The 24460-nt window shown below is 44.5% G+C and carries 21 protein-coding genes; 1 reads left to right on the top strand and 20 read right to left on the bottom strand.

Annotated elements, in window-relative coordinates; translation table 11 throughout:
* Nucleotides 1–112 precede the first annotated feature (112 nt).
* The 18 genes from QUA43_RS13315 to QUA43_RS13230 form a co-directional block, all read right to left on the bottom strand.
* Nucleotides 113–610, bottom strand: a complete 498-nt coding sequence (locus QUA43_RS13315; protein WP_333374474.1) for a hypothetical protein — start codon at nucleotides 608–610, stop codon at nucleotides 113–115.
* A gap of 352 nt (nucleotides 611–962) precedes the next feature.
* Nucleotides 963–1883, bottom strand: a complete 921-nt coding sequence (locus QUA43_RS13310) for a cation diffusion facilitator family transporter (protein WP_333374473.1) — start codon at nucleotides 1881–1883, stop codon at nucleotides 963–965.
* A gap of 11 nt (nucleotides 1884–1894) precedes the next feature.
* Nucleotides 1895–2230 carry a DUF190 domain-containing protein gene (locus QUA43_RS13305; RefSeq protein ID WP_333374471.1) on the bottom strand — a complete coding sequence of 112 codons (336 nt, stop codon included), beginning with the start codon at nucleotides 2228–2230 and terminating at the stop codon, nucleotides 1895–1897.
* 58 nt (nucleotides 2231–2288) lie between these two features.
* Nucleotides 2289–5414, bottom strand: coding sequence for an efflux RND transporter permease subunit (locus QUA43_RS13300; protein WP_333208506.1), 3126 nt, complete (start codon nucleotides 5412–5414; stop codon nucleotides 2289–2291).
* A gap of 137 nt (nucleotides 5415–5551) precedes the next feature.
* Nucleotides 5552–8740 carry an efflux RND transporter permease subunit gene (locus QUA43_RS13295; protein ID WP_333374469.1) on the bottom strand — a complete coding sequence of 1063 codons (3189 nt, stop codon included), beginning with the start codon at nucleotides 8738–8740 and terminating at the stop codon, nucleotides 5552–5554.
* 322 nt (nucleotides 8741–9062) lie between these two features.
* On the bottom strand, nucleotides 9063–11018 hold the full coding sequence (locus QUA43_RS13290) for an efflux RND transporter periplasmic adaptor subunit (RefSeq protein WP_333374467.1): 1956 nt from the start codon (nucleotides 11016–11018) through the stop codon (nucleotides 9063–9065).
* A gap of 275 nt (nucleotides 11019–11293) precedes the next feature.
* Nucleotides 11294–11710 carry an arsenate reductase, glutathione/glutaredoxin type gene (gene arsC / locus QUA43_RS13285; RefSeq protein WP_333374465.1) on the bottom strand — a complete coding sequence of 139 codons (417 nt, stop codon included), beginning with the start codon at nucleotides 11708–11710 and terminating at the stop codon, nucleotides 11294–11296.
* 64 nt (nucleotides 11711–11774) lie between these two features.
* The gene (gene arsH / locus QUA43_RS13280) at nucleotides 11775–12434 is read right to left on the bottom strand and encodes an arsenical resistance protein ArsH (RefSeq protein ID WP_333374463.1); all 660 of its coding nucleotides are present in this window, start codon (nucleotides 12432–12434) and stop codon (nucleotides 11775–11777) included.
* Between the two features lie 30 nt (nucleotides 12435–12464).
* Complete coding sequence (locus QUA43_RS13275; protein WP_333374461.1) at nucleotides 12465–12938, bottom strand: phosphatase domain-containing putative toxin; 474 nt, start codon at nucleotides 12936–12938, stop codon at nucleotides 12465–12467.
* A gap of 74 nt (nucleotides 12939–13012) precedes the next feature.
* Nucleotides 13013–13723: an MIP/aquaporin family protein gene (locus QUA43_RS13270; protein WP_333374459.1), complete on the bottom strand. Its 711-nt coding sequence runs from the start codon at nucleotides 13721–13723 to the stop codon at nucleotides 13013–13015.
* Between the two features lie 101 nt (nucleotides 13724–13824).
* Nucleotides 13825–14853 (bottom strand): PstS family phosphate ABC transporter substrate-binding protein, encoded by a 1029-nt coding sequence (locus QUA43_RS13265; protein ID WP_333374457.1) that lies wholly within the window; start codon nucleotides 14851–14853, stop codon nucleotides 13825–13827.
* A 116-nt stretch (nucleotides 14854–14969) separates the two neighbouring features.
* On the bottom strand, nucleotides 14970–15329 hold the full coding sequence (locus QUA43_RS13260; protein WP_333374456.1) for a metalloregulator ArsR/SmtB family transcription factor: 360 nt from the start codon (nucleotides 15327–15329) through the stop codon (nucleotides 14970–14972).
* Nucleotides 15330–15984: 655 nt separating this feature from the next.
* The gene (locus QUA43_RS13255) at nucleotides 15985–16473 is read right to left on the bottom strand and encodes a MerR family transcriptional regulator (RefSeq protein WP_333374454.1); all 489 of its coding nucleotides are present in this window, start codon (nucleotides 16471–16473) and stop codon (nucleotides 15985–15987) included.
* Nucleotides 16474–16531: 58 nt separating this feature from the next.
* Nucleotides 16532–16807, bottom strand: coding sequence for a thioredoxin family protein (locus QUA43_RS13250; RefSeq protein ID WP_333374452.1), 276 nt, complete (start codon nucleotides 16805–16807; stop codon nucleotides 16532–16534).
* 139 nt (nucleotides 16808–16946) lie between these two features.
* On the bottom strand, nucleotides 16947–18059 hold the full coding sequence (locus QUA43_RS13245) for an IS630 family transposase (RefSeq protein ID WP_333374450.1): 1113 nt from the start codon (nucleotides 18057–18059) through the stop codon (nucleotides 16947–16949).
* Between the two features lie 38 nt (nucleotides 18060–18097).
* A complete protein-coding gene (locus QUA43_RS13240; protein WP_333374448.1) occupies nucleotides 18098–18322 on the bottom strand; it encodes a thioredoxin family protein in 225 nt (74 codons plus the stop codon).
* A gap of 1139 nt (nucleotides 18323–19461) precedes the next feature.
* Nucleotides 19462–20859 (bottom strand): AAA family ATPase, encoded by a 1398-nt coding sequence (locus QUA43_RS13235; RefSeq protein ID WP_333374446.1) that lies wholly within the window; start codon nucleotides 20857–20859, stop codon nucleotides 19462–19464.
* Between the two features lie 213 nt (nucleotides 20860–21072).
* The gene (locus tag QUA43_RS13230; RefSeq protein WP_333374478.1) at nucleotides 21073–22101 is read right to left on the bottom strand and encodes a transposase; all 1029 of its coding nucleotides are present in this window, start codon (nucleotides 22099–22101) and stop codon (nucleotides 21073–21075) included.
* Nucleotides 22102–22227: 126 nt separating this feature from the next.
* Between QUA43_RS13230 and QUA43_RS13225 the strand changes: the two genes are divergently transcribed.
* Nucleotides 22228–22419 carry a hypothetical protein gene (locus QUA43_RS13225; protein ID WP_333374445.1) on the top strand — a complete coding sequence of 64 codons (192 nt, stop codon included), beginning with the start codon at nucleotides 22228–22230 and terminating at the stop codon, nucleotides 22417–22419.
* Nucleotides 22420–22441: 22 nt separating this feature from the next.
* Here QUA43_RS13225 and ltrA read toward each other — a convergent pair whose 3' ends face one another.
* Nucleotides 22442–23830 (bottom strand): group II intron reverse transcriptase/maturase, encoded by a 1389-nt coding sequence (gene ltrA, locus QUA43_RS13220; protein WP_445301966.1) that lies wholly within the window; start codon nucleotides 23828–23830, stop codon nucleotides 22442–22444.
* A complete protein-coding gene (locus tag QUA43_RS30845) occupies nucleotides 23745–24104 on the bottom strand; it encodes a reverse transcriptase N-terminal domain-containing protein (RefSeq protein ID WP_333381222.1) in 360 nt (119 codons plus the stop codon). Before QUA43_RS30845 ends, ltrA begins: the two co-directional genes overlap by 86 nt.
* Nucleotides 24105–24460: the final 356 nt, after the last annotated feature.

Below are 24460 nucleotides of genomic sequence, written 5' to 3'. Positions count from 1 at the left end.
TTAATTAATCCGAAACATCTCAAAAACTGGTTTACTAATTGCTGCTACTGTACCTCATAACATCCGGAAGTGCTGTATCACGCTCTGGTAAACACTTCACTCTAATAGTAGCTTACTCTATCCTTTCCTTCAGGGCACTACCAAATCTAGCTTCACCTATGGAAATTTCTGTATCGCTGCCAACAACTTTAACCGAAAATCTATAGAGAGAAGCAGACCCATGAATTGGTTGTCTTACTTTGTTGAATTCAATCAATAGCCTAGTGTTAATTACAGTTTTTTCAGGAAAATCTATAATGATTTTTCTACCATTTGCAGAAATATTAATGTTAATTTTTTGACCATTCTCATCCCGTACATCAATATCGTTACTTACAGATACCGTAGATGGAGTATCAATAATTAGCTGGGAAAGAGGGCTATTATTCTGGGGAATATGTAATTGAAAAACCTGTTTAACAAGACGCCAACGACTAGAAGGGGATTCCACATTACGCTCAACATTGGATTCCCTACTATTATCTGTTGTGGCAGTTGCATAGCCGCCGACGAAAATTGGAGCTGCGGTAGCCAAAGCGAATGCAGCAGTGTATCTCAGTATTTTCTTCATCTAAACGGCTCTCCTGATTTTGAGGTGATAACCAAACCACATATCCTTACTCCGAGGGCATTACAGAATCGCGAACAGTTGTGCTTGATACCGTATACACCATAAACCCAGGAGAGCCATCTAAACTGTCAAAGCAATCAAGAACGCCAACTGGATTTCAGATTTCTTTTTTGCAAATAAACCTTTCCTTCACTATGATGACAGGTCATGATGAAATGAAGATGAAATTTTGGCTGTTTAATAAAAATTATTGAGGTATTTACAGAAATAGCTAGGGTTATTTTAAAATCATTAGCTATCTGCATTGACCCAATATTGATACCCGCATCTAAGTTTAAAATATTTTTTAGACTCACAAAACAACATTCTCTTGAGCAAGAGAACATGGGTAACTTGGATCGCCAGTTTCTATTTGGAGCGTGGTGTGTTCAATACTAAACTGGTCGTGAAGCTCTTGAGCTACCCGTACCAAGAAAGCATCACCGGGATAACCTGTAGGTATTACCAAGTGAGCTGTGAGCGCTGTCTCCGTTGTACTCATCGCCCAAATATGGAGGTCGTGAACACCAGCCACACCAGGGAGTTCAGCCAAGTACGTGCGGACGGCAAGCGGTTCGATGCCTGCTGGTACGGCATCAGTCACTAAGTTGAGAGATTCTTGAAACAATTGCCAAGTACCTACAACAATGACAACAACAATAATCAAGCTCACAACAGGGTCGAACCAAAGCCAGCCAGTTAGCACAATAGCGATACCAGCCAGCACTGCACCTAAAGATACCACTGCGTCAGCTACCAGGTGGAGAAAAGCGCCTCTGATGTTCAAGTCATTTTGACGACCAGCCATAAACATCAAGGCACTTCCCGTGTTAATGACGATGCCTACGGCTGCAACGCCAATAATTGTACCGCCTGATACTGGACTGGGTTCTAAAAAGCGCTGAGTGGCTTCCCATGCGATCGCGCCTGAAGCCACGAGCAAGAGGATAGCATTCAACAGAGCCGCCAAAATAGAAGAACGACGTAGCCCATAAGTCCGACGTGCTGTCGGTAGGCGACGAACCAGAATGCTAGCTCCCCAAGCTAGTAGCAGACCTAAAACATCACTGAGATTGTGGCCCGCATCGGCAAGCAGGGCAAGAGAGTTGGCAAGAATGCCATAAACTGCCTCAATGATGACAAACCCTGTGTTGAGCGCAACGCTGACGACAAAGGCACGGTTGTAATTAGCACCTCCGTGGTCGTTTCCTTCCTGACTGTGATTATGAGACATGACTACTGTCCTTAAAGCGTGACTAACGGTGAGAGAACTTCTATGGGTTGACAAGTGACAAACTTATCTTTAACCATCTCTTTGACTAAGGAAAAAAATTCTGCGATCGCACTCTCACTATCAATCACCGTGACGACAAGTGGTAGATAAGAAGACTCAGAAGATGAGTCTAGCTGATTGGTAGTGCGAAAAATCCCATGTTTGCCATATCCAGAAATTGCTCGCATCACCGTTATTCCTGTTAATCCCTGTCGGCGAGCTATTCCGAGCAGAGCTTGGTGAAGGGGTTGGTGGTGCCAGCAATCAGACTCGCTAATGTAGATTGTTAACTGTTTCCAGGAAGTCATTGTAATTTTTATATTTACAACTGTGTAACGATTAGAAATCCTTAGAAATCGTAGAAAATTACCGCTCCAAGATGGCTTCTTTTAACAGCCCATCTTTAATCTCTGGAGTAGTCTTTTTAGGAACCATAAACCTCCCGAATAGAGAATACAAAGCTGGAAGAACTAGCAGGGTTAACGCCGTAGAGGTAATCAATCCCCCCAGTACCACCACCGCCAACGGCTGCAAAACTTCCTTACCAGCACCACTCCCAATCGTCAGCGGCACCATCCCCAAAGCGGATGCTAAAGCGGTCATTAAAATAGCAGCTAATCGCTCCATTGACCCCTCAAGCAAAACTTCTTTTAAGGGAATCCCTTCTGCCAACTTGTTGTTGTAATTGTCCACCAATAGCAGACCATTGCGGGCGGCAACGCCGAATAGGGTAATAAATCCTACCATCGAAGCTACGGAGATAATACCGCTAGTCAAGGCAATTGAAATCACGCCACCGATTAATGCTAAGGGTAGATTAATCAAAATCATGATGGTTGCAGGAATCGATTTGACGGCAAAGTAAAGCAGGACGGCAATAGCAACAAAAGCTAATGCACCAGCCCAAAGTAAAGTTTTTGTGGCTCCCTCTTGCGCTTCAAATTGACCGCCGTATTCAATGTAATAGCCAGGGGGCAGTTGCACCTCTTGCTTAACCTTGTCCCGAATATCCTTAATCACAGAACCCAAATCCCGTCCAGACACGTTGCTAGATACCACAATAAACCGGGAGACGTTTTCGCGATTGATCGTATTAGGACCCGTGCCGTAATCAATTTTTGCGACTTGGGCTAAAGGAATTTTTTGACCGTTGGGGGTATCGACTAACAAATTGCGGATGATTTCAATATCATTACGATAGCTTTCTTGCAACCACACCACGAGGTCAAAGGTTTGTTGCTGCTCTAAAACCTGAGAGACGGCTCGCCCATTGAGCGCGGTTTCAATTGTCTCTGCAAGTTCCCCGATGGTCACACCGTAGCGAGCAGCGGCTTCCCGGTCAAACTGAATTTGCACCTGTTTAATTGGCACCTGGGGTTCCAGTTGCAGGTCTACCAAACCCGAAACCTCACTCATGGCTGACTGCACTTGTTGACCAAGGGTGCGGAGTTGTTCTAATTCCGGACCAAAAATTTTGACCGCTATAGCACTCCGCACCCCTGAGAGTACCTCATCCATCCGGTGAGAAATAAACCCACCAATATTGGGTACTACTCCCGGAATTTTTTCAAATTCCTCTCGAATCTTTTCAATACTCTCTTCCCGCTCTTTGATTCCCTCCTCACTAATTTGCACATCCAATTCTCCAAAGTTAGTACCAACCACCTCCGAGTCGCCTTGACTGCGGCCGGAACGGAACTGAACGGTATCAAACCGAGGGTCGTTTTTGAGAGAGTTCTCTACCGCCAACCCCACTTGATTGGTCGCATTCAGAGATTCACCAGGCATCAGACTTACCGCAACCACTAAGGCGCGGTCTTGAAACTCCGGTAAAAAAACTTGCCCCAACGAGGGCAGAATTACCATTGAAGCTACAAAGCCAGCAATAGCTGCTGCCAAAACAACCGTAGGGAAACGAATCGAAAACTTCAAAGCTGGACGATACAGGCGATGGGCTTGTTTCTCCACCCAGGTTTCTGTACTGGGCAAAGGCCGACCTACTAGCATTAGGGCGCATAGTGCCGGGGTCAACGTCAGCGCCACCAAAGTAGAAGCAGCAATTGACAGCAAGTAGGCTATACCCATTGGCGCAAAAATGCGACCTTCTACCCCGGAAAGGGCAAAAATCGGTGCGAAGACGACCGCGATAATAATAGTGGCGAACAGAACGCTAACGCGCACCTCCACCGAACCATTAAAGACAACTTGCAGGGGTGGAATCGGGTTTCCCGCGAGTTGGTTTTCCCGCAAGCGACGGTAGACATTTTCCATATCGACAATCGCGTCATCCACCACCGAACCGATGGCAACAACGAGTCCGCCCAAAGTCATCGTGTTGATGCCTTGTCCCGTCCAATTCAAAATCATCATCCCCAGCAGCAACGAAATGGGAAGGGCGCTCAGACTAATAATGACCGTGCGCCAATTCATCAGAAACAGAATCAGGACGATAGAAACAATGATGATGCCATCGCGCAGGGCTTCTTCAACGTTCTTGAGCGAGGCTTCGATAAAATCCTCCTGGCGAAATGTCTCCGTCACTTTCACATCTTTGGCCAGACTGGGCTTCATTTCCTCCAGCGCCGCCTCAATTGCCTTAGTCACGGTTGGGGTATCACCGATGGGTTGCTTGTTGACCGTCAAAACAACCGCCTTCTTGCCGTTGAAACTGCCATCACCGCGTTTGAGTGCCGCACCGATTTGCACGTCAGCCACCTGTTCGAGTAACACTGGTGTGCCATTGCGTGCTTTAATGACCGATTTCTTGAGCTGCTCGATAGACTCAATCCGCCCAATTCCTCGAACCAACGTCTCTTGGTCTGGAGTAATTAAAAATCCCCCTGGCGCGTTGGCGTTGGCAGCCCCTGCCGCTTGCGTGACATCATTTAGGGAAACATTAAACGCTTTGAGCTTGTCTGGATTGACCAGCACTTGATACTGACGCTCGTCCCCACCAGTTATGAGGACACTACTAACACCGGGAACCGCCAGGAGGCGGTTTTTCACTTGCCAATTGACAGTGCGCCACACCTCCATCAGGGGAGTGGTTTCGGAGGTAAAAGCGTATCTGGCGATGACTCCCAAGGGGGAACTGACTGGGAGAAGTTGTGGCTTTTCCACGCCTTGCGGTAGCTGGCTGCTAACCTGTTGCAACCGCTCCGTCACTAATTGGCGAGCGCGATAAATGTCCGTACTCTCGCTGAAGACGGCTCTCACCGCAGAAAGACCTACGGCCGAAGCGGAGCGTAAGGCTTCCAGTCCAGGTGTGCCGTTAATCGCACTTTCTATCGGTCGGGTAACTAGGGACTCGACTTCCTCTGGCGCTAAACCGGGGGCTTCGGCTTGAATTTCGACTTGTGGAGGTGCAAAGCTGGGAAACACATCCAGAGGCATTTGAGTCAGGACGCGAAAGCCCCACAAGCTGATGAGGATGGAGGCGATGACTACCACCCAGCGTTGGGCGATCGACCATTTGACAATAGAATTGAGCATTAGCAGGCAAGATAAAGCTTTACAGTTGTAAATACATCAGCATACTTTCTATCTACGATGGCACAATCGGATGAAACCACGATGAAATTTTAGAGAAAGAAAGAAGAATTTTTGCAGCGATCGCTACCAGAAGAACATTAGTTTTCCCATACAGCATTAGGCACTTTGCCATCTTCTACAACATTCGCACTCGGCTTAGGCAATAAGTATCTACCAAATTTAGAATACAAAGCTGGCAACACCAGTAGGGTAAGTGCAGTAGATGTAAACAACCCACCTAATACAACAATCGACAAAGGTTGTAAAATTTCCTTGCCAGGGCCAACAGAGATTACTAATGGCAGCAAACCCAAAGCTGAAGTTAAAGAAGTCATCAAAATAGCATTGAGTCGTTCCATTGAACCGGCCATCAAAACTTCTTTTAAAGACATCCCGGCTGCGGCCTTAGTTGTGTAATTATCTACCAACAGCAGTCCGTTACGAGTTGCGACCCCAAACAGCGTCACAAACCCCACGAGAGAAGCGATCGAAATAACGCCTCCTGTCAGGGCGATCGCAATTACTCCTCCAACTAACGCGAGGGGCAAATTAATCATAATGGTGGCTGTAGAAGCGATTGATTTGACAGAAAGATACATCAGTACCGTAATTACAACAAAGGAAATGGCACTGAAAACTAAAATATTTTTTGACGCTCTTTCTTCCGCTTCAAATTGACCGCCGTATTGGATAAAGTAACCAGAGGGAATCTGAACGTTTGCTTTTACTTTATCTTGAATATCATTGACTACGGAACGCAAATCTCTGCCTTTGGCGTTGGCTGAAACTACAATTAAGCGAGAAACATTTTCGCGGTTGATCGTATTCGGCCCAGTTCCATAAGCCACAGTAGCGACTTGAGCGAGAGGAATTTTGTTACCATCGGTCGTATCAACTAACAAATTTTCAATTGTTTCAAGATTATTGCGAAATTCTGGTTTTAACCACACAACTAAATCAAATGTTTGTTGCTTCTCTAAAACCTGAGACACGACTTTACCATTCAAACCTGTTTCGATAATGTTAGAAAGTTGTCCAATAGTTAAACCATATTGAGCAGCCGCAAAGCGGTTAAACTTAATTTGAATTTGTTCGATGGGAATTTGAGGTTCAAGCTGTAAATCTACAATTCCCGGCACAGATTCGATCGTAGCTTCTACTTGTTTGCCAATGTTGCGGAGTTCTTCTAGATCGGGGCCAAAAATTTTAATTGCAATTTGACTTCTAACCCCAGACAATATTTCATCAATGCGGTGAGAAATAAATCCGCCAATATTAGTAGCAGCACCCGGTACTTTGTTAAACTCTTTCCGCAGCCATTCTACAGTATTCCCCCGATTTTCCATCCCTTTTTCGCTCAATCCAATATCAAGGTGAGCCAGATTAATAGGGGCGGCATCCGGGTCGTTGGGAGCGCGTCCTGCCCGTAATTGAACATACTTTAATCTGGGGTCATCTTTGAGTTTAGTTTCTAAGACAAAAGCCGCACTATTTGTAGCTTCTAAAGATGTCCCCGGATAAAGAGCCAAGCTATTAACTAAAGTTGATTCCTGAAATTCGGGTAGAAAGGCTCGTCCCAAAGAAGGAAATATTGCGATCGCTGCTACCATCGCCACAGTCGCTAAGACTAAAATAATCGTCGAAAATTGAGTAGAAAAATTTAAAAAAGGAGCATAAATTCTTTTGCAAAATCTTGGTATCCAGGCTTCAATTTGTGGCATTTTGCCGTGAGGCAATAGAATTGCACATAAAGCTGGACTGACGAGCAAAGATTCCAAACTGGAAACTATTACTACTATTAGATAAGTCATACCCATCGGCCCAAAAATCCGACCTTCCACACCTACTAGCGCAAAGATTGGAGCAAAGACAACAACTGTAATTAAAGTAGCTCCGATCAGAGATTCGCGGACTTCTTGTCCTCCGTCAAAGATGACTTGTAGTACCGGACGCGGGTTGGGAGAGTATTTATTTTCCCGCAAGTTACGATAGGTGTTTTCTGAATAAACAATAGCGTCATCAATCGCGGTACCAATGGCAACTGCTAACCCTCCCAAAGTCATCGTATTCAGCCCCAGTCCGAGCCAAGATAATATTTGCAGGGCGAACACGAAAGTTAAAGCAAAATCTAACAAACATACAGCCAGCGTTCGCCAATTCATCAAGAAGGGAATCAGGATAATTGCTGCAATTATGCTACCTTCAACGAGAGCAGATATGACATTTTCTACCGAAGCATCGATATAATCTGCCTGACGAAATGTTTCAGTTACTTTAATTTCTTTGGGCAAACCTGCTTTGAGTTCTTCCATTGCAGTTTCAATCGCCTTTGTGACAGTGGGAGTATCAGCTTGAGGTTGTTTATTAACCATCAATATAACGGCATCTTTCCCATTTAAGCTACCGTCACCTATCTTGACAGCTCCACCAATTTGTACGTCTGCCACATCGACAATGCGGATCGGCTTTCCTTGACGAGTAACGATCGCAGATTGCTTGAGGTCATCTAGAGACTCAACCCGCCCAATTCCTCGAATTAATGTTTGTTTATCAGGGGTAATTAAAAAGCCGCCTGGAGCATTGACATTTGCTGTCTGAACTGCTTGAGTAACCTGCTCTAAGGAAACGTTAACAGCTCTTAATTTGTTGGGATCTACTAAAACTTGATACTGGCGTACATCACCGCCATACACTAGCACTTGACTGACACCGGGAGTTCCTAAGAGGCGATTTACTACTTGCCAATCGACGATTCGGCGCACTTCCATTAGGTCAATTTTGGATTTTGGCTCGTTCCCAGGATCTAGCTTGGGAATGTCGGTTTTGGATTGTGTTTCTGTTTCGACGGTGAAGGCATATTTCAGTACGGTGCCAATCGGCGAACTGATGGGAGCAATTCTTGGGGTGTCTACTCCAGTCGGTAGCTTACTTACGGCTTGTTGCAATCGTTCTTGTACTAATTGGCGGGCTTGAAAGAGATCGGTTCCCCATTTAAAAACGACTCTGACTACAGATAGTCCGGCTGAGGAAGAAGAACGGACTGTTGCAATCCCAGGAGTTCCATTAATTGCACTTTCAATCGGCAATGTGACGAGAGATTCTATTTCTTCGGGAGCGAGTCCAGATGCTTCGGTTTCAATTTCGACTTGAGGAGGTGCAAAGTTAGGAAATACATCCAGGGGCATTTGCGGTACGGTGTTGAAAACTACGATCAATGTGGAGATGAATGCTGCAACGGCTACTAGCCATCGTTTAGTAATAACCCACTTGGCAATAATACTAATCATTTTATTGGTTATTAGAATTAGTTACTAGAATTCTTGCTTCGTCAATATTTGGCCGCGCCTACGGCATATTTTGGGGTTCTCCCATAGTTGTAGGTTGGGTTGAGATACGAAACCCAATTTAAGTAAGTCGGCGTAAATAATTCAAGGTTTGTAGGTATCGGCTCCATCCCTGTAGAAGAGGGCTAAAGCCCTCACTACAAACCAATTTCAGTAATTGTTCATAGTGAGGGCTTTAGCCCTTTTTTATAGGGCTAAAGCCCTCACTACAAACCTTGAATTATTTACGCTGACTTACTTACTACCCAATCAAAAGTTGAATTTTTTAGTGGCGATCGCCCACAGGTTCCTCGTCTTCAACCAACACGGCGGCAGGAGAAAAAGTTGGCTCTTTGTTGAGATAAACTTCGGTTTCATAGGTCAAAGGTTGGGCATCCGTACTAAAATTCTCTTCTCCTACTAGGCGAGAACGAGTCCGACGCCGATTCCAAAAAGCACCAGCTATAAAAGCCGCAGTACCAAACACCCCGCCGCCCACTACACCAACTAACCCTAAAGGTGGCAAGCTGTTAGCTTTCGCGTCTTTTACCTCTGAATTCTCTTTTTGTTGTTCGGAGTGTCCGTCCGTCTCCCCACCTTCCTTGGGTTTACTACCGCCCCGCAACGACTGGGCGTAAAGTTGCGGTGCGCGTTGGGTAACGATTAAATCTTTCTCGAATAAACCGCTCTTGACTTCTACTAAATCCCCGGACTTTTGCCCTAATGTCACTTCCACAGATTGGAAAGCATTGCCATTTTTTACGTAAACCAGTTTCTTGCCATTTGCATCTACGATCGCCGAGTTGGGAATTGCCAAAATAGCTGTAGCTGTTAGGTCTGTTAGTACCTCCAATTCCGCGAACATTCCCGGCTTGAGTTCCCCACCCGCGTTGTTAAGTTCCGCTTGGACTGGTACTACCCGCGTTTGCCCTTCTACTAGCGAGCCAATGCGTTTAATCTGTCCTTCAAAGATACGGTTGGGTAAGCTGGCAACCTTGAGCCGCACCCGTTGACCTATCTTTACCTTGTTTAAATCTTTTTCATAAATATTCGCCGTGGCAAAAACCTGAGTGTCATTAACGATCGTCATTAGTTTGCCACCCGCATCTTGCAGCGATTGACCGAGGCTAACTGTGCGCTCTGCAACTGTACCAGAAATGGGAGCCGTTACCGTCACCAATCCTTTGGCATTGGCGATCGTTCCTAGTTGTTGCAACCGAGTTTCATAAGTAGTGTTGCTTAATTTAAAACGAGATTGAGTCGCCTGTAAATCTGATTGAGCGCGTTTAAGCTGGGCTTCTGCTTCCAAAACTTCCCGGCGGGTTTCGACTCTGCTCAGTTGGGCTTGGACTTCTGCAACGCGAGCCTGGGAATCTCGCAATTCCCGGAAGGGCAAGTCTACCTCAGCGCGTTTAACTTCGGATTCAGCTTGGACAACTTCCGAGCTGCCTTTGCCTCTGGCAAGTTCGGCTTTGGCTCTTTCTAGTTTGGCTTGCGAGTCTAGCATCTGCCGTCGCGGCAGCGCTCCCTGTTCCACCAATAGCTTATCTTTGTCATATTGTTCTTGGGCGACTGCCAGTTCGGTGGTGGCTTGGGCGATTTGGGCATCTGCGATTTGCAACTGACGCCGATAGTTTTCTCGGGCAACTTTTAAAACCGAGCGTTGGGAAACTACAGCTCGATCGCGGTTATACTGTGCCTGAGCCGCTGTTAATTGGGTTTGTGCTTGTGCTATCTCGGCATTCGATATTGTTTGCCGTCGTTCCAGGTTTTCTTTGGCTAGCTTTAGGTCCACTTGCGCCTTTTGCAAAGCAGCTTGAGCATCGGCTTGTTTTTCCTGGGAGTTAACCCGCAGTTCCACCAATTCCGAACTGGATAAAACGGCGAGGGGTTGACCCGCTGTTACCTTGGCTCCCGGTTGTACTAATAACTCCATCACTTTTGCGGTCAGCGGTGCAGTCACTTCCACTCTTTGATTGGGCAGGGTTTCAATCTGACCTGTGGTTTTGATGCCAATATCTAGCCGCTGACGGGTGGCGGGTTCCACTTTAATTTCTAGCTGTTTGGCTGTTTCTGCATCAACTTCGATCGAACCTGTTGGTTGGCTTCCGCCTTGGAATTCACTGCCGCCGCCATGATCGTGTCCCGCACCCGCTAACACGACTGTGGGGGTTGTTAGCAGCAGGCTCAGAATAGCTAAAGAAGCATAACGCAGCACAAAAGAACGGTTAGATATTCCCATCGCAAAAACTACCTTGGAATTACTGGGGAGCCAAGCCGCTGTTTTGAGAGCGCTTGAGGAGGATTAATTACATAGTATTTCATACCCAGATGAAATACGAGTGAAATTTTTCAGAAACTGGGGATAATAAACAAGCGATATTGCTAACGTTTGTTTAATTGGCAATACTTCGGACAGTTTTTATGGCCCAATGGCTTAGGCTCGCTTGACTTCGCAGCCCCTGTGGATAATTAAATCAATGTCAGATCCACCCCTGACTTACATTTAATTCGACTTTATTTATGCTCCTTGCCCTGTAAAGCTTGTAGTATCGTTCCCAAAACTGTTCGTGCTTTAATTTCATCTCGAACACGGTGAAAAGTTTCGATCGGTTGTCCGTCGGGATCGTCGAGTTGCCAATCTTCAAACACTTCTCGCAATACCCACGCTTCGGGTAAATTCACGCCGCAGCCGCAGAGAGAAATTACGGCATCGTAGTCTTCTGCATTGAATTCGTTTAATGGGTTGGATGTTTGATCGGTGATGTCAATGCCGATTTCTGACATGACTTGAATTGCTGTCGGATGAACTCTGCTTGATTCTAACCCGGAACTGTTGACTCCAATCTTGCCGGCTCCGATGGTTTTAGCGAATCCTTCTGCCATTTGCGATCGGCAGGAGTTTCTTTTGCAAACAAACATTACTTTTTTCATGGTTTTTGTTAGTTATTAGTTGTTAGTTGTTGGTTATGGGTTGCTGTCGGGGTTCCGGCAGTTTCTAAGCGCCCGGTAATTCAAGGGCTCGATTTGCTAGTGCAATCGCCTCTTTGGCCGCTTGTTCCTTGCGTTCGCTGTAGCGATCGGTCAAATAGTCGGTTTGCTCCCGCAACAGCAAGGTAAACTTGTACAGTTCCTCCATTACGTCGATCGCCCGATCGCGATAAGGCGAATCCTTCATCGTCCCATCGTCATTAAACTCCTGATAAGCCTTAGCAACAGAAGACTGATTCGGAATCGTAAACATCCGCATCCAGCGGCCCAAAATTCTCAAAGTATTCACAGCATTAAAAGACTGGGAACCGCCACTAACTTGCATCACCGCCAAAGTTCTGCCTTGAGTCGGTCGAACAGCCCCAATAGTTAAAGGAATCCAGTCAATTTGGTTTTTCATAATGCCCGTAATATTGCCGTGCATTTCTGGACTAGACCACACTTGACCCTCCGACCACAGACTCAATTGTCGCAGTTCCTGAACCTTCGGATGCGTATCAGGAACACTACCATAAATCGGCAATTCGAGAGGATTGAAGAACCGAACTTCAGCACCGAAATCCTGAATAATTCTCGCAGATTCTTCTGCCAACAAGCGGCTGTAAGAACGCTCTCTTAAAGAGCCATACAAAAACAGGATGCGAGGAGGATGGTCAAAACGAGTCATGAGTAGCGTTAATTAGTTATAAGAATGGGGCTATTGAGAATAAGTTTGTTTTCCTGCTAACTCTTGCAGGAAAGCGGTTTGCGCCTCCCTCAATTCAACGTTGGGATTGGCATCCAGAATAGTGAGTATCGCATCGTCATAGGACGAACCTGCCTGAATCAAGTAGGAAGCCAGCATCGTTCCGGTGCGTCGTCTGCCACTTGTGCAGTGAATTGCAACCCCGTGCCCCAAATGATTCTGGCTATCCACAAAGGTTTGCAATTGCTGAATCTGTTCTTGGCTGGGTGCAGTACCGCCTTTCGTTGGCAACCAAAGGTGAGGAATGTTTGCCTGCTCATACAAATCCAGATTGGAAGCATCGTCCATTACAGAGACGATCGCCCCAATACCTACTGATTGAAGCGTAGAGAGTTCCTCGGCTGTTGGCTTCCGCACCCCTGCCAGTTGACCTGGAATCACCCACCACAAATTCTCGGAAATTGGTTGCGTTTGTTGTTCTTCCATTGCAGTCGCCTCATCCGACAGGGGTAGAATTTTTCTTGCAAATAAACATCACACTTTTCATTTATTTTCCTCGCTTACTGGATATCGCGAAATCCGTTCGACAGTTCCCGATAAACTGCTACTGCTAATTGTGCTCCCCAAATCGGAGCCACCCAATAAACCCAATGGTGTTCCCAAATGCCGCCAATTAAAGCCGGGCCGAGAGAGCGTGCCGGATTCATACTTGCTCCAGTAATCGGCCCCATAAATGCGGCTTCCAGTGCTACAGTTAACCCAATTGCTATGCCTGCAAAGCCGATATGAGCACGTCTGTCAAGTCCTGAACCGAGGATAACAAACATTAAGATAAAAGTCAATACTGTTTCTAGGATTAGAGACTGTAACCAGTTACCATTGAGAGGAACAGTTGCACCAAGATTTCCTACTTCACCTAAAGTAATTAGTAGTAGTTGCGAAGCTGCGATCGCCCCCGCACACTGCGCTAAAATATAAGGCAAAACACGTTTACTTGGAAAAAAACCGCTCGTCCAGAAAGCTAAGGTTACAGCCGGATTCAGGTGAGCGCTGCTAATATGACCAGTAGCATAAATCATCGCGGCCACAACTGCTCCAAAGACAAAACTAATGCCTAAATGAGTGATAGCACCCTCGCTAATTTTGTTGACCATCACCGCGCCCGTGCCTGCAAACACCAGAATAAATGTACCCAAAAATTCTGCGATTGCTTCTCTTCTGCACTCCGGTGAGAACAAGCTGCTTGCTGTCTTAGAAACTGACTTGAACATTGAGTCGATCCGTGATAAATTTACCTCTGTTGTTAGATTTGAGTTACCAATCAAGATTAACAGCTAACAAGCTAAAACATTTGACAGATGACCACCGATACCTAAAAAGTTGCCTGTTGTCGCAATAACTCTCCAATTGTCGAGTCAAGCTGAGCCTTGCCACCAAAAACAGTCCCTACCTTGCCATTGTAGAAGTGCTGATAAATTAGTTGATAGCCTTCTTTTGGCAAAGGAATATAACCCACAGAACTAACTAAGGTCGGAGCTTTTTTCATGTAGAATTCTACAAAGTTTCGTAGTTCTACTTTACTTTGAGCCGATTTGTAGTTGACATAGATAAATAGAGGTCTTGCTAGGGGCTGATACTGAGCTTTTTCTACAGTTTCGCGGGAGGGCAATACTGCTCCTTTACCTCTGTCAATACCTACAGCTTTCAATTGACTTTGGTTGTTTTCGTAATAGCTAAATCCAAAGTAACCCAAAGCATTTTCGTCTTTAATAACTCCTTGCACTAAAACTGTATCGTCTTCACTAGCTGTATAGTCAGTGCGACTAGCTTTAGCAGTACCTACTGTTGCCTCTGTGAAGTAGTCAAATGTACCGGAATCTTTGCCGGCACCGTAGAGGCTTATCGGTCGGTCTGGCCAATTAGGTCGAATCTGATTCCATTTGGTAATTTTACCTTGGGCGGCTGGTTCCCAAATCTTTTTCAATTCCTCTACAGTAATGTCTTTTGCCCAGTCATTTTTGGGATTGACTACTACTGTGAGCGCGTCAAACGCAACGGGTAATTCGTAGTAGCGGATGCCGGCTTTGTTGCAGGCTTCCATTTCCTCCGGGCGGATGGGTCGCGAGGCGTTGCTGATGTCAGTTTCGCCCGCACAAAACTTTTTAAATCCACCGCCAGTGCCGGAAAATTCAACAGTAATTGATGCTTTTTTTGAATTCGTATTTTGATATTCTTTTGCCATCGCATCCGTAATGGGATAGACAGTGCTAGAACCGTCTATTTTAATGCTCTCCGATTCTTGCGACTGGACTTGAGTGCAGGAGTTCAGGAGCGCGATCGCACCGATTGTCAAAGCAATTATACTTAGTGCGAAAACCTTGGGCTTTTCTGCTGGGTTCATTGATTTCACCCAATGCCATAACTAAGGGGTACAGTTGAATCATATCAATAAAAATTGATATGTCAAGTATGGTAGAAGACAGATAGGCAATAAACGCATTAAGAAATGTTGATTGGTTAATCTGCGTCGGAACAGGGGCGCGCTGGCAGGATATGGCTAAAACGGCGGTAGTCCGACAGGTACTGTTCCAAGGCGAGAAACTGAGCTAAATTGAGGCTGTAGTAGATCCAGCGGCCTTCTTGGCGGCTGCGGACTAAAGCTGCTTCCTTCAAGGTTTTGAGGTGAAAAGAGAGTTTGGACTGAGGGACTCCAAGTCGATCGCACAAATCGCACACGCACAACTCCTGTTCCCGCAGCAACTCCAAAATCTGAATCCGCAGGGGGTCAGAAAGAGCGTGAAAGCCGGAGGAGACAAGTTTTTCCGAAATCTGTCGCTGTGAAATGCGATCGGGCGCAGCCGTAGAATTTTTAAGCATCAATTATTTAGAAAACATCCATACAAAACATTATAGTTTCTCAAGCTTCATCCCAGAAAATCAGTGCATTCAGCATCGACCGATTCTTCGGACTTGATTACTTCGGATTCTGTACCCGCGCCGGCACATCAGTGAATCCGACCTTTTGGATCAGCGAAATCACCCCTATAGATAAAACTCCCCAAGGATTGCCCCAACAACTACCAGGATGATAAAGACTTTTTGCAAATTTTTTTTAGTTGCTGGGTGGTACTCTCTGGGCAATTCTTGGCCTTGCTCGTCAACTTCTTGCTCCAAGGAATCTAGCGGATTGGATGGATTTGAGTTAAAAGGATTCCTCCAGAGGAGTTATCAAATCCCCAATACCTTGACGAAAATATTAACGCGCGGGTCGAGTTTAGGAAAACCAAACACTCAGTAATGCTCACGGAATGGTTGCTTGAAAATAACCCCGGTTGCTTTGCTGAGTTAGTCCAGTTTTCGCAGCGTATCCTTGACAAAGGCAACGCAGCGGTATCTTAAGCAAAATAGCGTTCGCGATCGCCACCAACACCTCAATTTTTGGGAAACTAAACCCAAACCAAAACCTCAACACCTCCGCCATGCCCAAAATCCATGAGTGCGTAGGCGTAAGCCGGGGCGTAGCCATCGCATATCAACGCTTAAGACGCTCTTTAACAACTGTTTCGCTGGTAATGTTTCGGTTGGTATCGTTTTCTTGCTCAATCAGCCGACAGATTGTGCTACCACAGATGACATTGTTCGGTGTGGTTGACTCTTCTTCAACCAAAGCCTCAATCTTTGAATACCGATTAGCCAAATCCTGGCGAAATTTAACCATTTCCTCAATACGGCACTCCAACTCATCTAGATGCTGCTTTACCATTGCCTTAAGGCTTGCACAGGGAGGAATACCTTGGGCGCTGATGTCAATGAGCTTTTTGATCTCATCTAGGGAAAGTCCGAAGTGCTTAGCTTTTTGAATAAACCGCAGACGTTCTAACGCTTCTTCTGAATAGATACGATATTGTGACTGTGTTCGCTCAGGTGGCTTGAGTAGTCCCAAGCGTTCGTAATAGCGAATTGTCGGAACGGGTATACCCAGTTGACGGCTTAACTGGCTGATAAACAATCCCTGTTTCACTTTTTTGCCACCTCTTTAATTGAGAATGGGAGGGCGATTACCCCTCCCCATCAGTAATTTATCCTTGCCCAATACCAGCAGCTATAAGCACTTCGCGGGACACTGGCTGTTGGTGAGAGCAACACTCAGCAAGTTTACCATCGACGACAATAGCAGGGACGCGGTTAATGCCGTACTGGTTTGCTTTCTCACGACACTCATTGGTGGCGCAACCCTCATGCAGATCGTAAACCTGCACCTCACAGTTTGAGCAGGCTAACTCCCTCACTAACTTAACGGCTTCATCACACAAGGGACACCCAGCAGTGAAGACTTCGACTATACGTTTGGTCATTCTCTTAACCTTTTTTGAAGAGTTATAAGAGTAGCTTAAACCTTGAACCTGACTTCAATGTCAAGGGGGATGGGAAACTTTTTTTACAGCGCTAGCAAAAAGTGAATTGTTTATAAACGCTCTATAAGCTGTTGCACATTTAAACTGTGATACAAGCATTGCCCTTATTTTTGATTTTGCGACCCCATTTAATTATTAATTGCCCTTCATTTAAGAGGCGGTGCAATAAATACTCTAGCTCTTCAATTGATGTAAAAAGTCGATTGGCAATATATTCTTTTGCCGAATGCCATACTAATTCAATTAAGTTATAGTCGGGGCTGTATTCGGGGAGGAATTCTAAATGAAGATTAGGCATTTCTGTTTCAATTATTTTCAGGTACTCTTCTTTCTTATGAAAACTAGCATTATCCAGAACAATCACTATTTTCGCTCCTTTTTCAGCAAATTCTGAGGCTTGATTACCTGCTGATACCCATTCATTGATTAGCTCTTCATAAAAGAGTTTTAGCACTCGATAAAAATTATATGAATTGCCTTTTTTGAGGAACTCTACCCACCTTTTTTTGTCCGAATTCCTGACTACTCCCATTACATTAACTCTACCTTTTCTTCGGTCTCCTCGAACCTTTTTTCGGCTGCCTTTTTTACACCAGTTCTTTCTTCGGGTGACTCTTAAACTAAATCCACTCTCGTCCCAAAACCATACCTGTAAACGTTCTGGCGATTCTTTTTCTATTTCTAAATATTCTGCTATCTTTATTTTAAACGCTGTTCTTTTTTCGGGATTTCTCTTCGACTCTAGGCTATACTTGGCCCAGATGTAAACATACTTTTTTTTGTTTAATATCCTCCGAACTTGTCCTCCACTTAATTTGATTCCTGTGGATTGTTCTAAGTATGTTGCTAATCTCTGCGCTGTCCATCGTCCAAAATCATATCCTAATTCTTGAGGGTCTTTTTCTATAGTTTCTAATAATAGATTTATATAATTATCTGTGGCTTTTTTGTGATTTCCTTTCATCCTTTCATCTATTAGACTTTCTAGATTGTCGGGGTCTCCTTTCATACACCAATAAGATACTTTGTTGACTGAACAACCCAAAAAATCAGCGATTTTAGATTGTGTTTTGCCGTCATTGAGCAATAATAAAATCAGAATTCTTTCTCTAACATTTGCTTTTTCTTCCTCTCTTAAGGCTGTTTGTAGTTTGTCTATTTGTTTGGGATTGAGATGGTTTTTGGCTGGCATTTTTGTATTGATTGACTAAACTAAATTTTTATTATACCCTATTTAAAGGCACAACAGCTTATGCCCATACCCGCATAAAGATATATGCTTGAAGGGAGGGAGATCGTAGGCTGACCAAACCAAACCTCCTGAAGTTGCTTATAGCTGGGTTTACCCGTAAAGACAACTACTCCATCTACTGCGATCGCAGGCACTGCCTTCACTCCATATCTTTCGGCTTGTTCTAAGTTAGCTTTGACAGCTAATGCCTCGTTTGCAGACACTCACAACCAGACTGCTAGTCAAACAATAGCGCAAACCAATCAGGCTCCGCAGCAGCCTACTCAAGGCGGATGTAGCTGTTGCAAGGATATGATGAAAAATATGCCTGGGATGAGAGGAAATTAAAGCAACCCCTCCAGATAGACGGTTATGGCGATCGCATGGCGATCGCCTTTTGGGAAATATTTAGGATGCTGTGAAAAGAACTAACAGACAAGGCGTTCTTTGGAATCAGAAAAACGGTGTCGCCCTAACAGTTTTATTGCTCTGTTTACTGCTTTGTTGGTGGTTGCAGCATCCTAAGTAACCACACAAAATTAATTACATAAAGACTCCTTGCTAGGCAAGGGTTTCAGTCAAAATATTGTGTAATTAATTCTGTTTAACTACTTAATATCCCTCTTCTGCCTAGAGTGACAGAAGAGGGATATAAATCTATTCACACCAGAAGGCTTCAAACAAGCAGTCAAGAATCTAAGAATTTTTGTCGCTGTTCAGGTGTTAGCCACCGTCGCGGCAATTCCTTTGTTCCGCTCTGAGGTTCCAAAGCGGGAGTTTAGTCAGTAACCCTGAACCTGACTTTTTCTTACTAACTCAAGCTTGAGGCAAACCCAAATAGTAATTGAGCGATCGCGGAACCAGCAATTCCGATCAAAATTAAGGGTCGCCTGCCGACTCGATCTGAATCATTGCCCCCAAAACGGTGCTGTAATTAACTGAGCGAAGGCGTAAATGCTGGTTAATTTCGATTGTTACTTCATTAGATCTCTTGCAAAATAATTTTGTGCTATTATGGAAAGTTTAGCCAATTTTATAATCTAGCAGGCTGGGAAAGTTTAAGGAGATGCCAATCAACCCAATAATTCAAAGTTTGACCTAAACTTGAGCAAACTCTTAAGGATAACACATATTTTTTTTGCAAGAGGTCTATTGTACCCGATGCTATCTTTATATAAACATTACTGTAATCGCCCTTGAGTACGATTAAAAAAGTAGCACATTTCAAGGGCGATCGTCTGGTCAGACTGCAAGCAAGTAGGAGTAGCTAGCGTTCGACGGTTTGCGCTCAGCCGGAACCGTCGAAGTCCGCAGGCATCGCCCTTAAACTCTAAAAGTGCCATTCAGCCAATATAAACTAGGCTTACTTAGTAACAAAAACCCGCTGCTTCGCACGACTACAACTCACGTACATAAGCTGATTGTGCGCTCGAATACTGTCGCGGTATTCTTTAAGAAATTGAGGTTTTTTACAAGGGAAAACTTGAGCAAGATACAGCAATTTAGTAGCAACTTTCCTGCCGATATCACTGCTGTCAATTCCCACCTCCGTGAAGGTAGATCCTTGAGAATTATGCACAGTAATTGCCCAACAATTTCTCATGTCTGCAAAGATTTCACAATGGTTATACCATGCTTTCCATAAGCTTGGATTGCTTTTAGCATTTTGCAGTAACCTAGCATTGTCCTGTTGGAATCGGCGAGCATCACTTTCATGGAGGATGTAGATCTGGCGGAGGTCGCCTGCATCGGTTTTAACCTGGAGATTCCAGGCTTTATAGCCAGAGTACCTATCCTCTTGAAATTCGGCAATTTCCACTTCTGCTGATGTGGGCAGGATGACGGTTTTGCCGTCGGGAGCAATAACGGGAGCTTTAGCAATCAACCTCTCTCCAATAATAAATCTGGGAGCATTTTTTCCGTAGATTTTGGCTCTGATTTTGCTATTCCAGTAGGCGACGCGCTCGTTAGTGTAGCAGAGGATGCGAAAGCAATCAGGGTCTTGAGGGAAAGTAGAAGAGAACTTTTTTAAGGCGTATTTCAGCAGCGTTTTTTCTCTGACTAAGAAGGCTCCGTTTTTTTTATCAAAGCTGAATTTGGAGAAGGGTTTGAACGCCTCTTTGCTCTTGACAGCCGTGCGGCAAGCTGTTACGAATTCTAGCAGGGGGCTGCCCGCACCTTGCCTGACGACCTCTGTTAAAACGGCTTTTTCAGGCACGCTGAAGGATTGAGATTTTTTCTCTTCTATTTCGCCCTTATTAACAGGAGGCAATTGTGCGGGGTCGCCCATAACAATAAGCTGCCGATTGCTGCCGATGAGTAAAGCGCTAGCAATTCTTTCTTGAATGATATTCCACAGTTCTGCTGTAACCATACTGCACTCATCGAGAAAAATGGTGTCGTACAGGTGAAGGAAAGAAGGAGAAACTTGTTTGAGGATTTTATTTTGCCCCTGTTTGACTGGAGCTAACCCCAATAGCTGGTGGATGGTCATAAAGTCTACTCCTCTCAGTCCTTTTTCAGCAGCCATCCGTCGCAATACGCCTACAGCTTTATTGGTGGGAGCAGTGAAAGCGACTCTCTTTCCGGCGCTGACTAATTGTTCTGCTACCAGGTTGACAAGGGTTGATTTTCCCGTACCTGCATATCCAAATAGCCCGAATACCCGTTTAGAACTTGCTACAAATTGTTCGAGGAGTTGGAGGGCGTTGTTTTGTTGAGAAGTTAATTGAAAATTCGGTTTTACCAGTGTTTGAATCATAGGGTTGGTTTCTTCTACTATCTTTCAAACACTAATCAGCGGTAGCTGAAATTTACACATTGACACTCCGGGCGCCTGAAGGCACGAGGATTCTTAAGACATTTCGATCTTAATATCCCGCGCAAGCGTGCGGGTTCTTGGGCGCAATCCTTTTGCCTTAAAAGGTGGGCTGCTATCCTTGTCTTGCAACAAGCTCCTCAAGCGTTTAGGGATTTAAAAAATCCCTGGTTTCGCGGAGTCCCCGCGTACCATTTTTAAAGCTCTATCTCTGATGGTTTTTGCCGCTCCGATATCTGCGTGCTGGTAATAGCCACATTCCACACAGATGAATTTTTCTCCATCTCTGTTTGACTTGTCAATATGGCCGCAATTTCTGCATTCTGTGCTGGAGTGTTTGGGATTGACTTTGATGGTGACTTTGCCTTGCTTTGCAGCCAGATACTCAATCTTTAGAATCAATTCACCCCAACCTGCATCTGATATCGAACGATTTAAACCTTTCTTTCTCGATTGCCCGTTTTTGAGGAACCTCCCTGTCTTTTCGTCAATTTTTACCTGACATCGGTGCTTCATCCCTGAAATATTTAAGTTTTCTATGGCAATCGCATCTACGTTACGAGATACTATCTTGTTAGCTACTTTCCATTGATAAGCGTGACGCCGTTCACCGATCTTTTGATGTAACCGCCCTACTTTTTTAGCTGCTTTCTGGCGATTTTTGCTCCCTTTGATTTTGCGGTTAATTCTTTTCTGTCTGATTTTTAGGGTGCGTTTAGCTTTTTTGGATGTGGAAAACTTAGGATTTTCAATTTGACATCCATCAGATAGATGAACTAGCTTGGTAATTCCTAAGTCACATCCAATTACTTTCACCACATCCTTGAGAGATTTTGCTATTGTATAGGGAACAGATTTGTTCTCTATCCTCAGGGACACATACCAACCATTTTGACGCTTCCTGACAGCACAAGCCTTGATAGTAAAACCATCGGGAATTGAACGTGAGTTATAGAATCGCATCCACCCTAGCTTGGGTAAATAGATTTTATTGCCTTTGACTTTGATGCCCATTACAAAAGTAAAGGACGTAAAGTTACTCCGGTTTTTGAATCTAGGGAATCCTCTACCTTCAAAGAAGTTTTTGTAGGCGGTATCTAAGCGTTTAACATTCTGTTGTAAAACTGTTGAGTCAATTCCACTATACCAAGGTCTAGCTGTTTTTAAGTCAGGTAGTGCTGTGATTTGAATGTCGCCAGCACTGCGACGAGGGTTCTTAGTCTTACCTGAAGCATCGGTTTTTGAGGATTTCCAAGGATTTCCGGTTGCACCATTTTTACTGACATAGCAGGTTAATGGGGATACCTCGCTTTGAGTTCTAAGATCGCAGTAATTTCCTTGGATGAATTGCTGGTTATAGTGGGTAATTCTGTCGTTGAGTTAGAGTCGATAGAGGCGTTGCCACCTCTACCTCTCCTTCAATTAGAGTCGATGCCTGTGTTACCACAGGACACCTCTCCTTCAGAACGCGGACGTGCAGCTTTCACTGCATCCGGCTCCTAGTCTGACACCTAATAAGTCGGGTTTAACCCGCTGTTCGGACTCTCACCTGACCATGAACGGTCTGATGCTGGTGACATTCACGATGTAGAACTTCCAAATTTATAGGTTTCCAATTGTCATGGTTGCCGTCGATATGGTGTAGTTCTGCAATATCACCTGACATGAACGATAGATTACATTCTGTACATTTGTGATTCTGTTTCTTGAGAAGTCGTGCCGTTATCCCATCGTAGTGAGCATTCTCTCGTTTTGACCAGTAAACAAAATCGCCATCATAGGGTGATTTATCTCCCTTGACAATGACAAACTTGCAGGCTGACCAACTAACCGCAGGAATTGCTCTTTTTATAACCTTATTGGTTTGATAACGGTTGTATCTTCCTTGTTTCCGAATGAATTTCCATAACCAATAGCGCAGTGACCACAGGTTGTGTTGACTCAGAGCGCAGAATCTATGGTAATTTCTCCACCCTCTTACCACCGAACCACACTTGTTGATTCGATGTTCGAGAGTGAAACGACTATCTTTTATCACTTCTTTAACTTTTGCCTTAATGCTAATTGTAGCTTTTTGACTTGGTGTTGAAATGAATTTACCATTGGGTTTAACTGAGAAGTTCCACCCAAGGAAGTCGAAACCATCTGTACTATGTACGACTTTGGTTTTGGCTTCTTTAACTTTTAATCCTCTTGTTTCCAAGAATTTATCAATGTGTCCTCGGAGGGGTTCAGGGTCGTCTTCTGGTTTCAGAATAAACACAACGTCATCCGCATAACGAAATCCAGTAATAGTGTCTATGTATCTGCCACCATTTCTGATTTTTAATCTGACCTCATGACCAACATTTTCTAATCCGTGAAGGACTATATTTGCTAGTAATGGGCTGAAAACTCCCCCTTGGGGCGTACCGGATTCTGATGAAGGAAATTCTCCTCTGACTCCAGCTTTTATTGCCCTAAATACCCCTTGTTTTGCTGCCTTTGGTAGTTGGACTGATTGCATTAAGAATTTGTGGTCAATCTTGTCGAAACATTTTTCAATATCCAATTCCAAAATTCTTTTTTCTAACCCATTACTGCTAGAGTTTAGATTATTGAATAATTGTCTCTGGATATCATGGCAGCTTCGGCTAGGTCTAAACCCATAAGAATGAGCGTTGAACGTAGCTTCTGCTGCGGGTTCCAAGGCATATTTGATGAGACATTGATATGCTCTGTCGCTAATGGTCGGGATTCCTAGTCCTCTTTTAGTTCCGTCTACTTTGGGTATGTACACTCGCTTTAGAGGCTGATGTTTCCATTGCTTCCAGTTCTTAACTAACACTTCAAATAGTGCCAGTCTTTGTGAGGGTTCGAGGGCTTTCTTTCCGTCCACCCCTGCGGTTTTCCGTCCAGTATTTAACTGTGTCACTTGCCGAACAGCAAGCAATTTCGCTGCAAAGAGAGCTTAATAAAAGTTTCTGAAGCTTACGCACTAGGAACACGTTACCGTTCTTCTGAGCCTTGAATATTCTCACTTGTAGGCGAAACACAATTTTCCGCAGCTTGCGCCAAGGAATTGATTTCCATTTATCAACTGGATTTAACTCCGTTGCCATAACATTCTCTACGCCTGAATGAACATTTTCTATGTAAACCGTACCCAGTTGTCCAAGAGTCCTGATTTCTTGAATTTTTGAGTACATCTTACCAACTCTACCCGCTAACCCTTATTTAAGGAGTCCACAATTTGAGAATTGATTTTTTCAAATTGAAGGTTGAAAGAGCCGTTTTATTCGTTCCTCGGTTGAGTTGTTTTGTAGTTTTAGGTTCTCTCATTTCGCCCACGATTTCCCAGAATTGCATTTATCCAGTTCAAAATAATGCGGGTATTTTCACACTTTAAGTGTTATGTTGTGTCGTTGTTCGACCTTGATTTCGGTCGTTCACGCTCAGACGCTTTTTCCGAGAGTTCAACTAATGTTTAACCTTGACTACTTACCTATACGAGTTGCTCCCATCTCAGGTTTGTTATTCTCGTTCTGTCCCCAGCTTCATTTTT

It is taken from the genome of Microcoleus sp. N9_B4, from assembly GCF_036701635.1.
Lineage (GTDB): Bacteria > Cyanobacteriota > Cyanobacteriia > Cyanobacteriales > Microcoleaceae > Microcoleus.
Note: the sequence above shows the minus strand (reverse complement) of the source record. Positions and strands in the feature narration are given on the sequence as shown.

Coding starts and splice junctions, on each gene's coding strand:
- QUA43_RS13315 (WP_333374474.1), bottom strand. CDS start 610: ATGAAGAAAATACTGAGATACACTGCTGCATTCGCTTTGGCTACCGCA.
- QUA43_RS13310 (WP_333374473.1), bottom strand. CDS start 1,883: ATGTCTCATAATCACAGTCAGGAAGGAAACGACCACGGAGGTGCTAAT.
- QUA43_RS13305 (WP_333374471.1), bottom strand. CDS start 2,230: ATGACTTCCTGGAAACAGTTAACAATCTACATTAGCGAGTCTGATTGC.
- QUA43_RS13300 (WP_333208506.1), bottom strand. CDS start 5,414: ATGCTCAATTCTATTGTCAAATGGTCGATCGCCCAACGCTGGGTGGTA.
- QUA43_RS13295 (WP_333374469.1), bottom strand. CDS start 8,740: ATGATTAGTATTATTGCCAAGTGGGTTATTACTAAACGATGGCTAGTA.
- QUA43_RS13290 (WP_333374467.1), bottom strand. CDS start 11,018: ATGGGAATATCTAACCGTTCTTTTGTGCTGCGTTATGCTTCTTTAGCT.
- arsC (WP_333374465.1), bottom strand. CDS start 11,710: ATGAAAAAAGTAATGTTTGTTTGCAAAAGAAACTCCTGCCGATCGCAA.
- arsH (WP_333374463.1), bottom strand. CDS start 12,434: ATGACTCGTTTTGACCATCCTCCTCGCATCCTGTTTTTGTATGGCTCT.
- QUA43_RS13275 (WP_333374461.1), bottom strand. CDS start 12,938: ATGGAAGAACAACAAACGCAACCAATTTCCGAGAATTTGTGGTGGGTG.
- QUA43_RS13270 (WP_333374459.1), bottom strand. CDS start 13,723: ATGTTCAAGTCAGTTTCTAAGACAGCAAGCAGCTTGTTCTCACCGGAG.
- QUA43_RS13265 (WP_333374457.1), bottom strand. CDS start 14,853: ATGAACCCAGCAGAAAAGCCCAAGGTTTTCGCACTAAGTATAATTGCT.
- QUA43_RS13260 (WP_333374456.1), bottom strand. CDS start 15,329: ATGCTTAAAAATTCTACGGCTGCGCCCGATCGCATTTCACAGCGACAG.
- QUA43_RS13250 (WP_333374452.1), bottom strand. CDS start 16,807: ATGACCAAACGTATAGTCGAAGTCTTCACTGCTGGGTGTCCCTTGTGT.
- QUA43_RS13245 (WP_333374450.1), bottom strand. CDS start 18,059: ATGCCAGCCAAAAACCATCTCAATCCCAAACAAATAGACAAACTACAA.
- QUA43_RS13235 (WP_333374446.1), bottom strand. CDS start 20,859: ATGATTCAAACACTGGTAAAACCGAATTTTCAATTAACTTCTCAACAA.
- QUA43_RS30845 (WP_333381222.1), bottom strand. CDS start 24,104: ATGTACTCAAAAATTCAAGAAATCAGGACTCTTGGACAACTGGGTACG.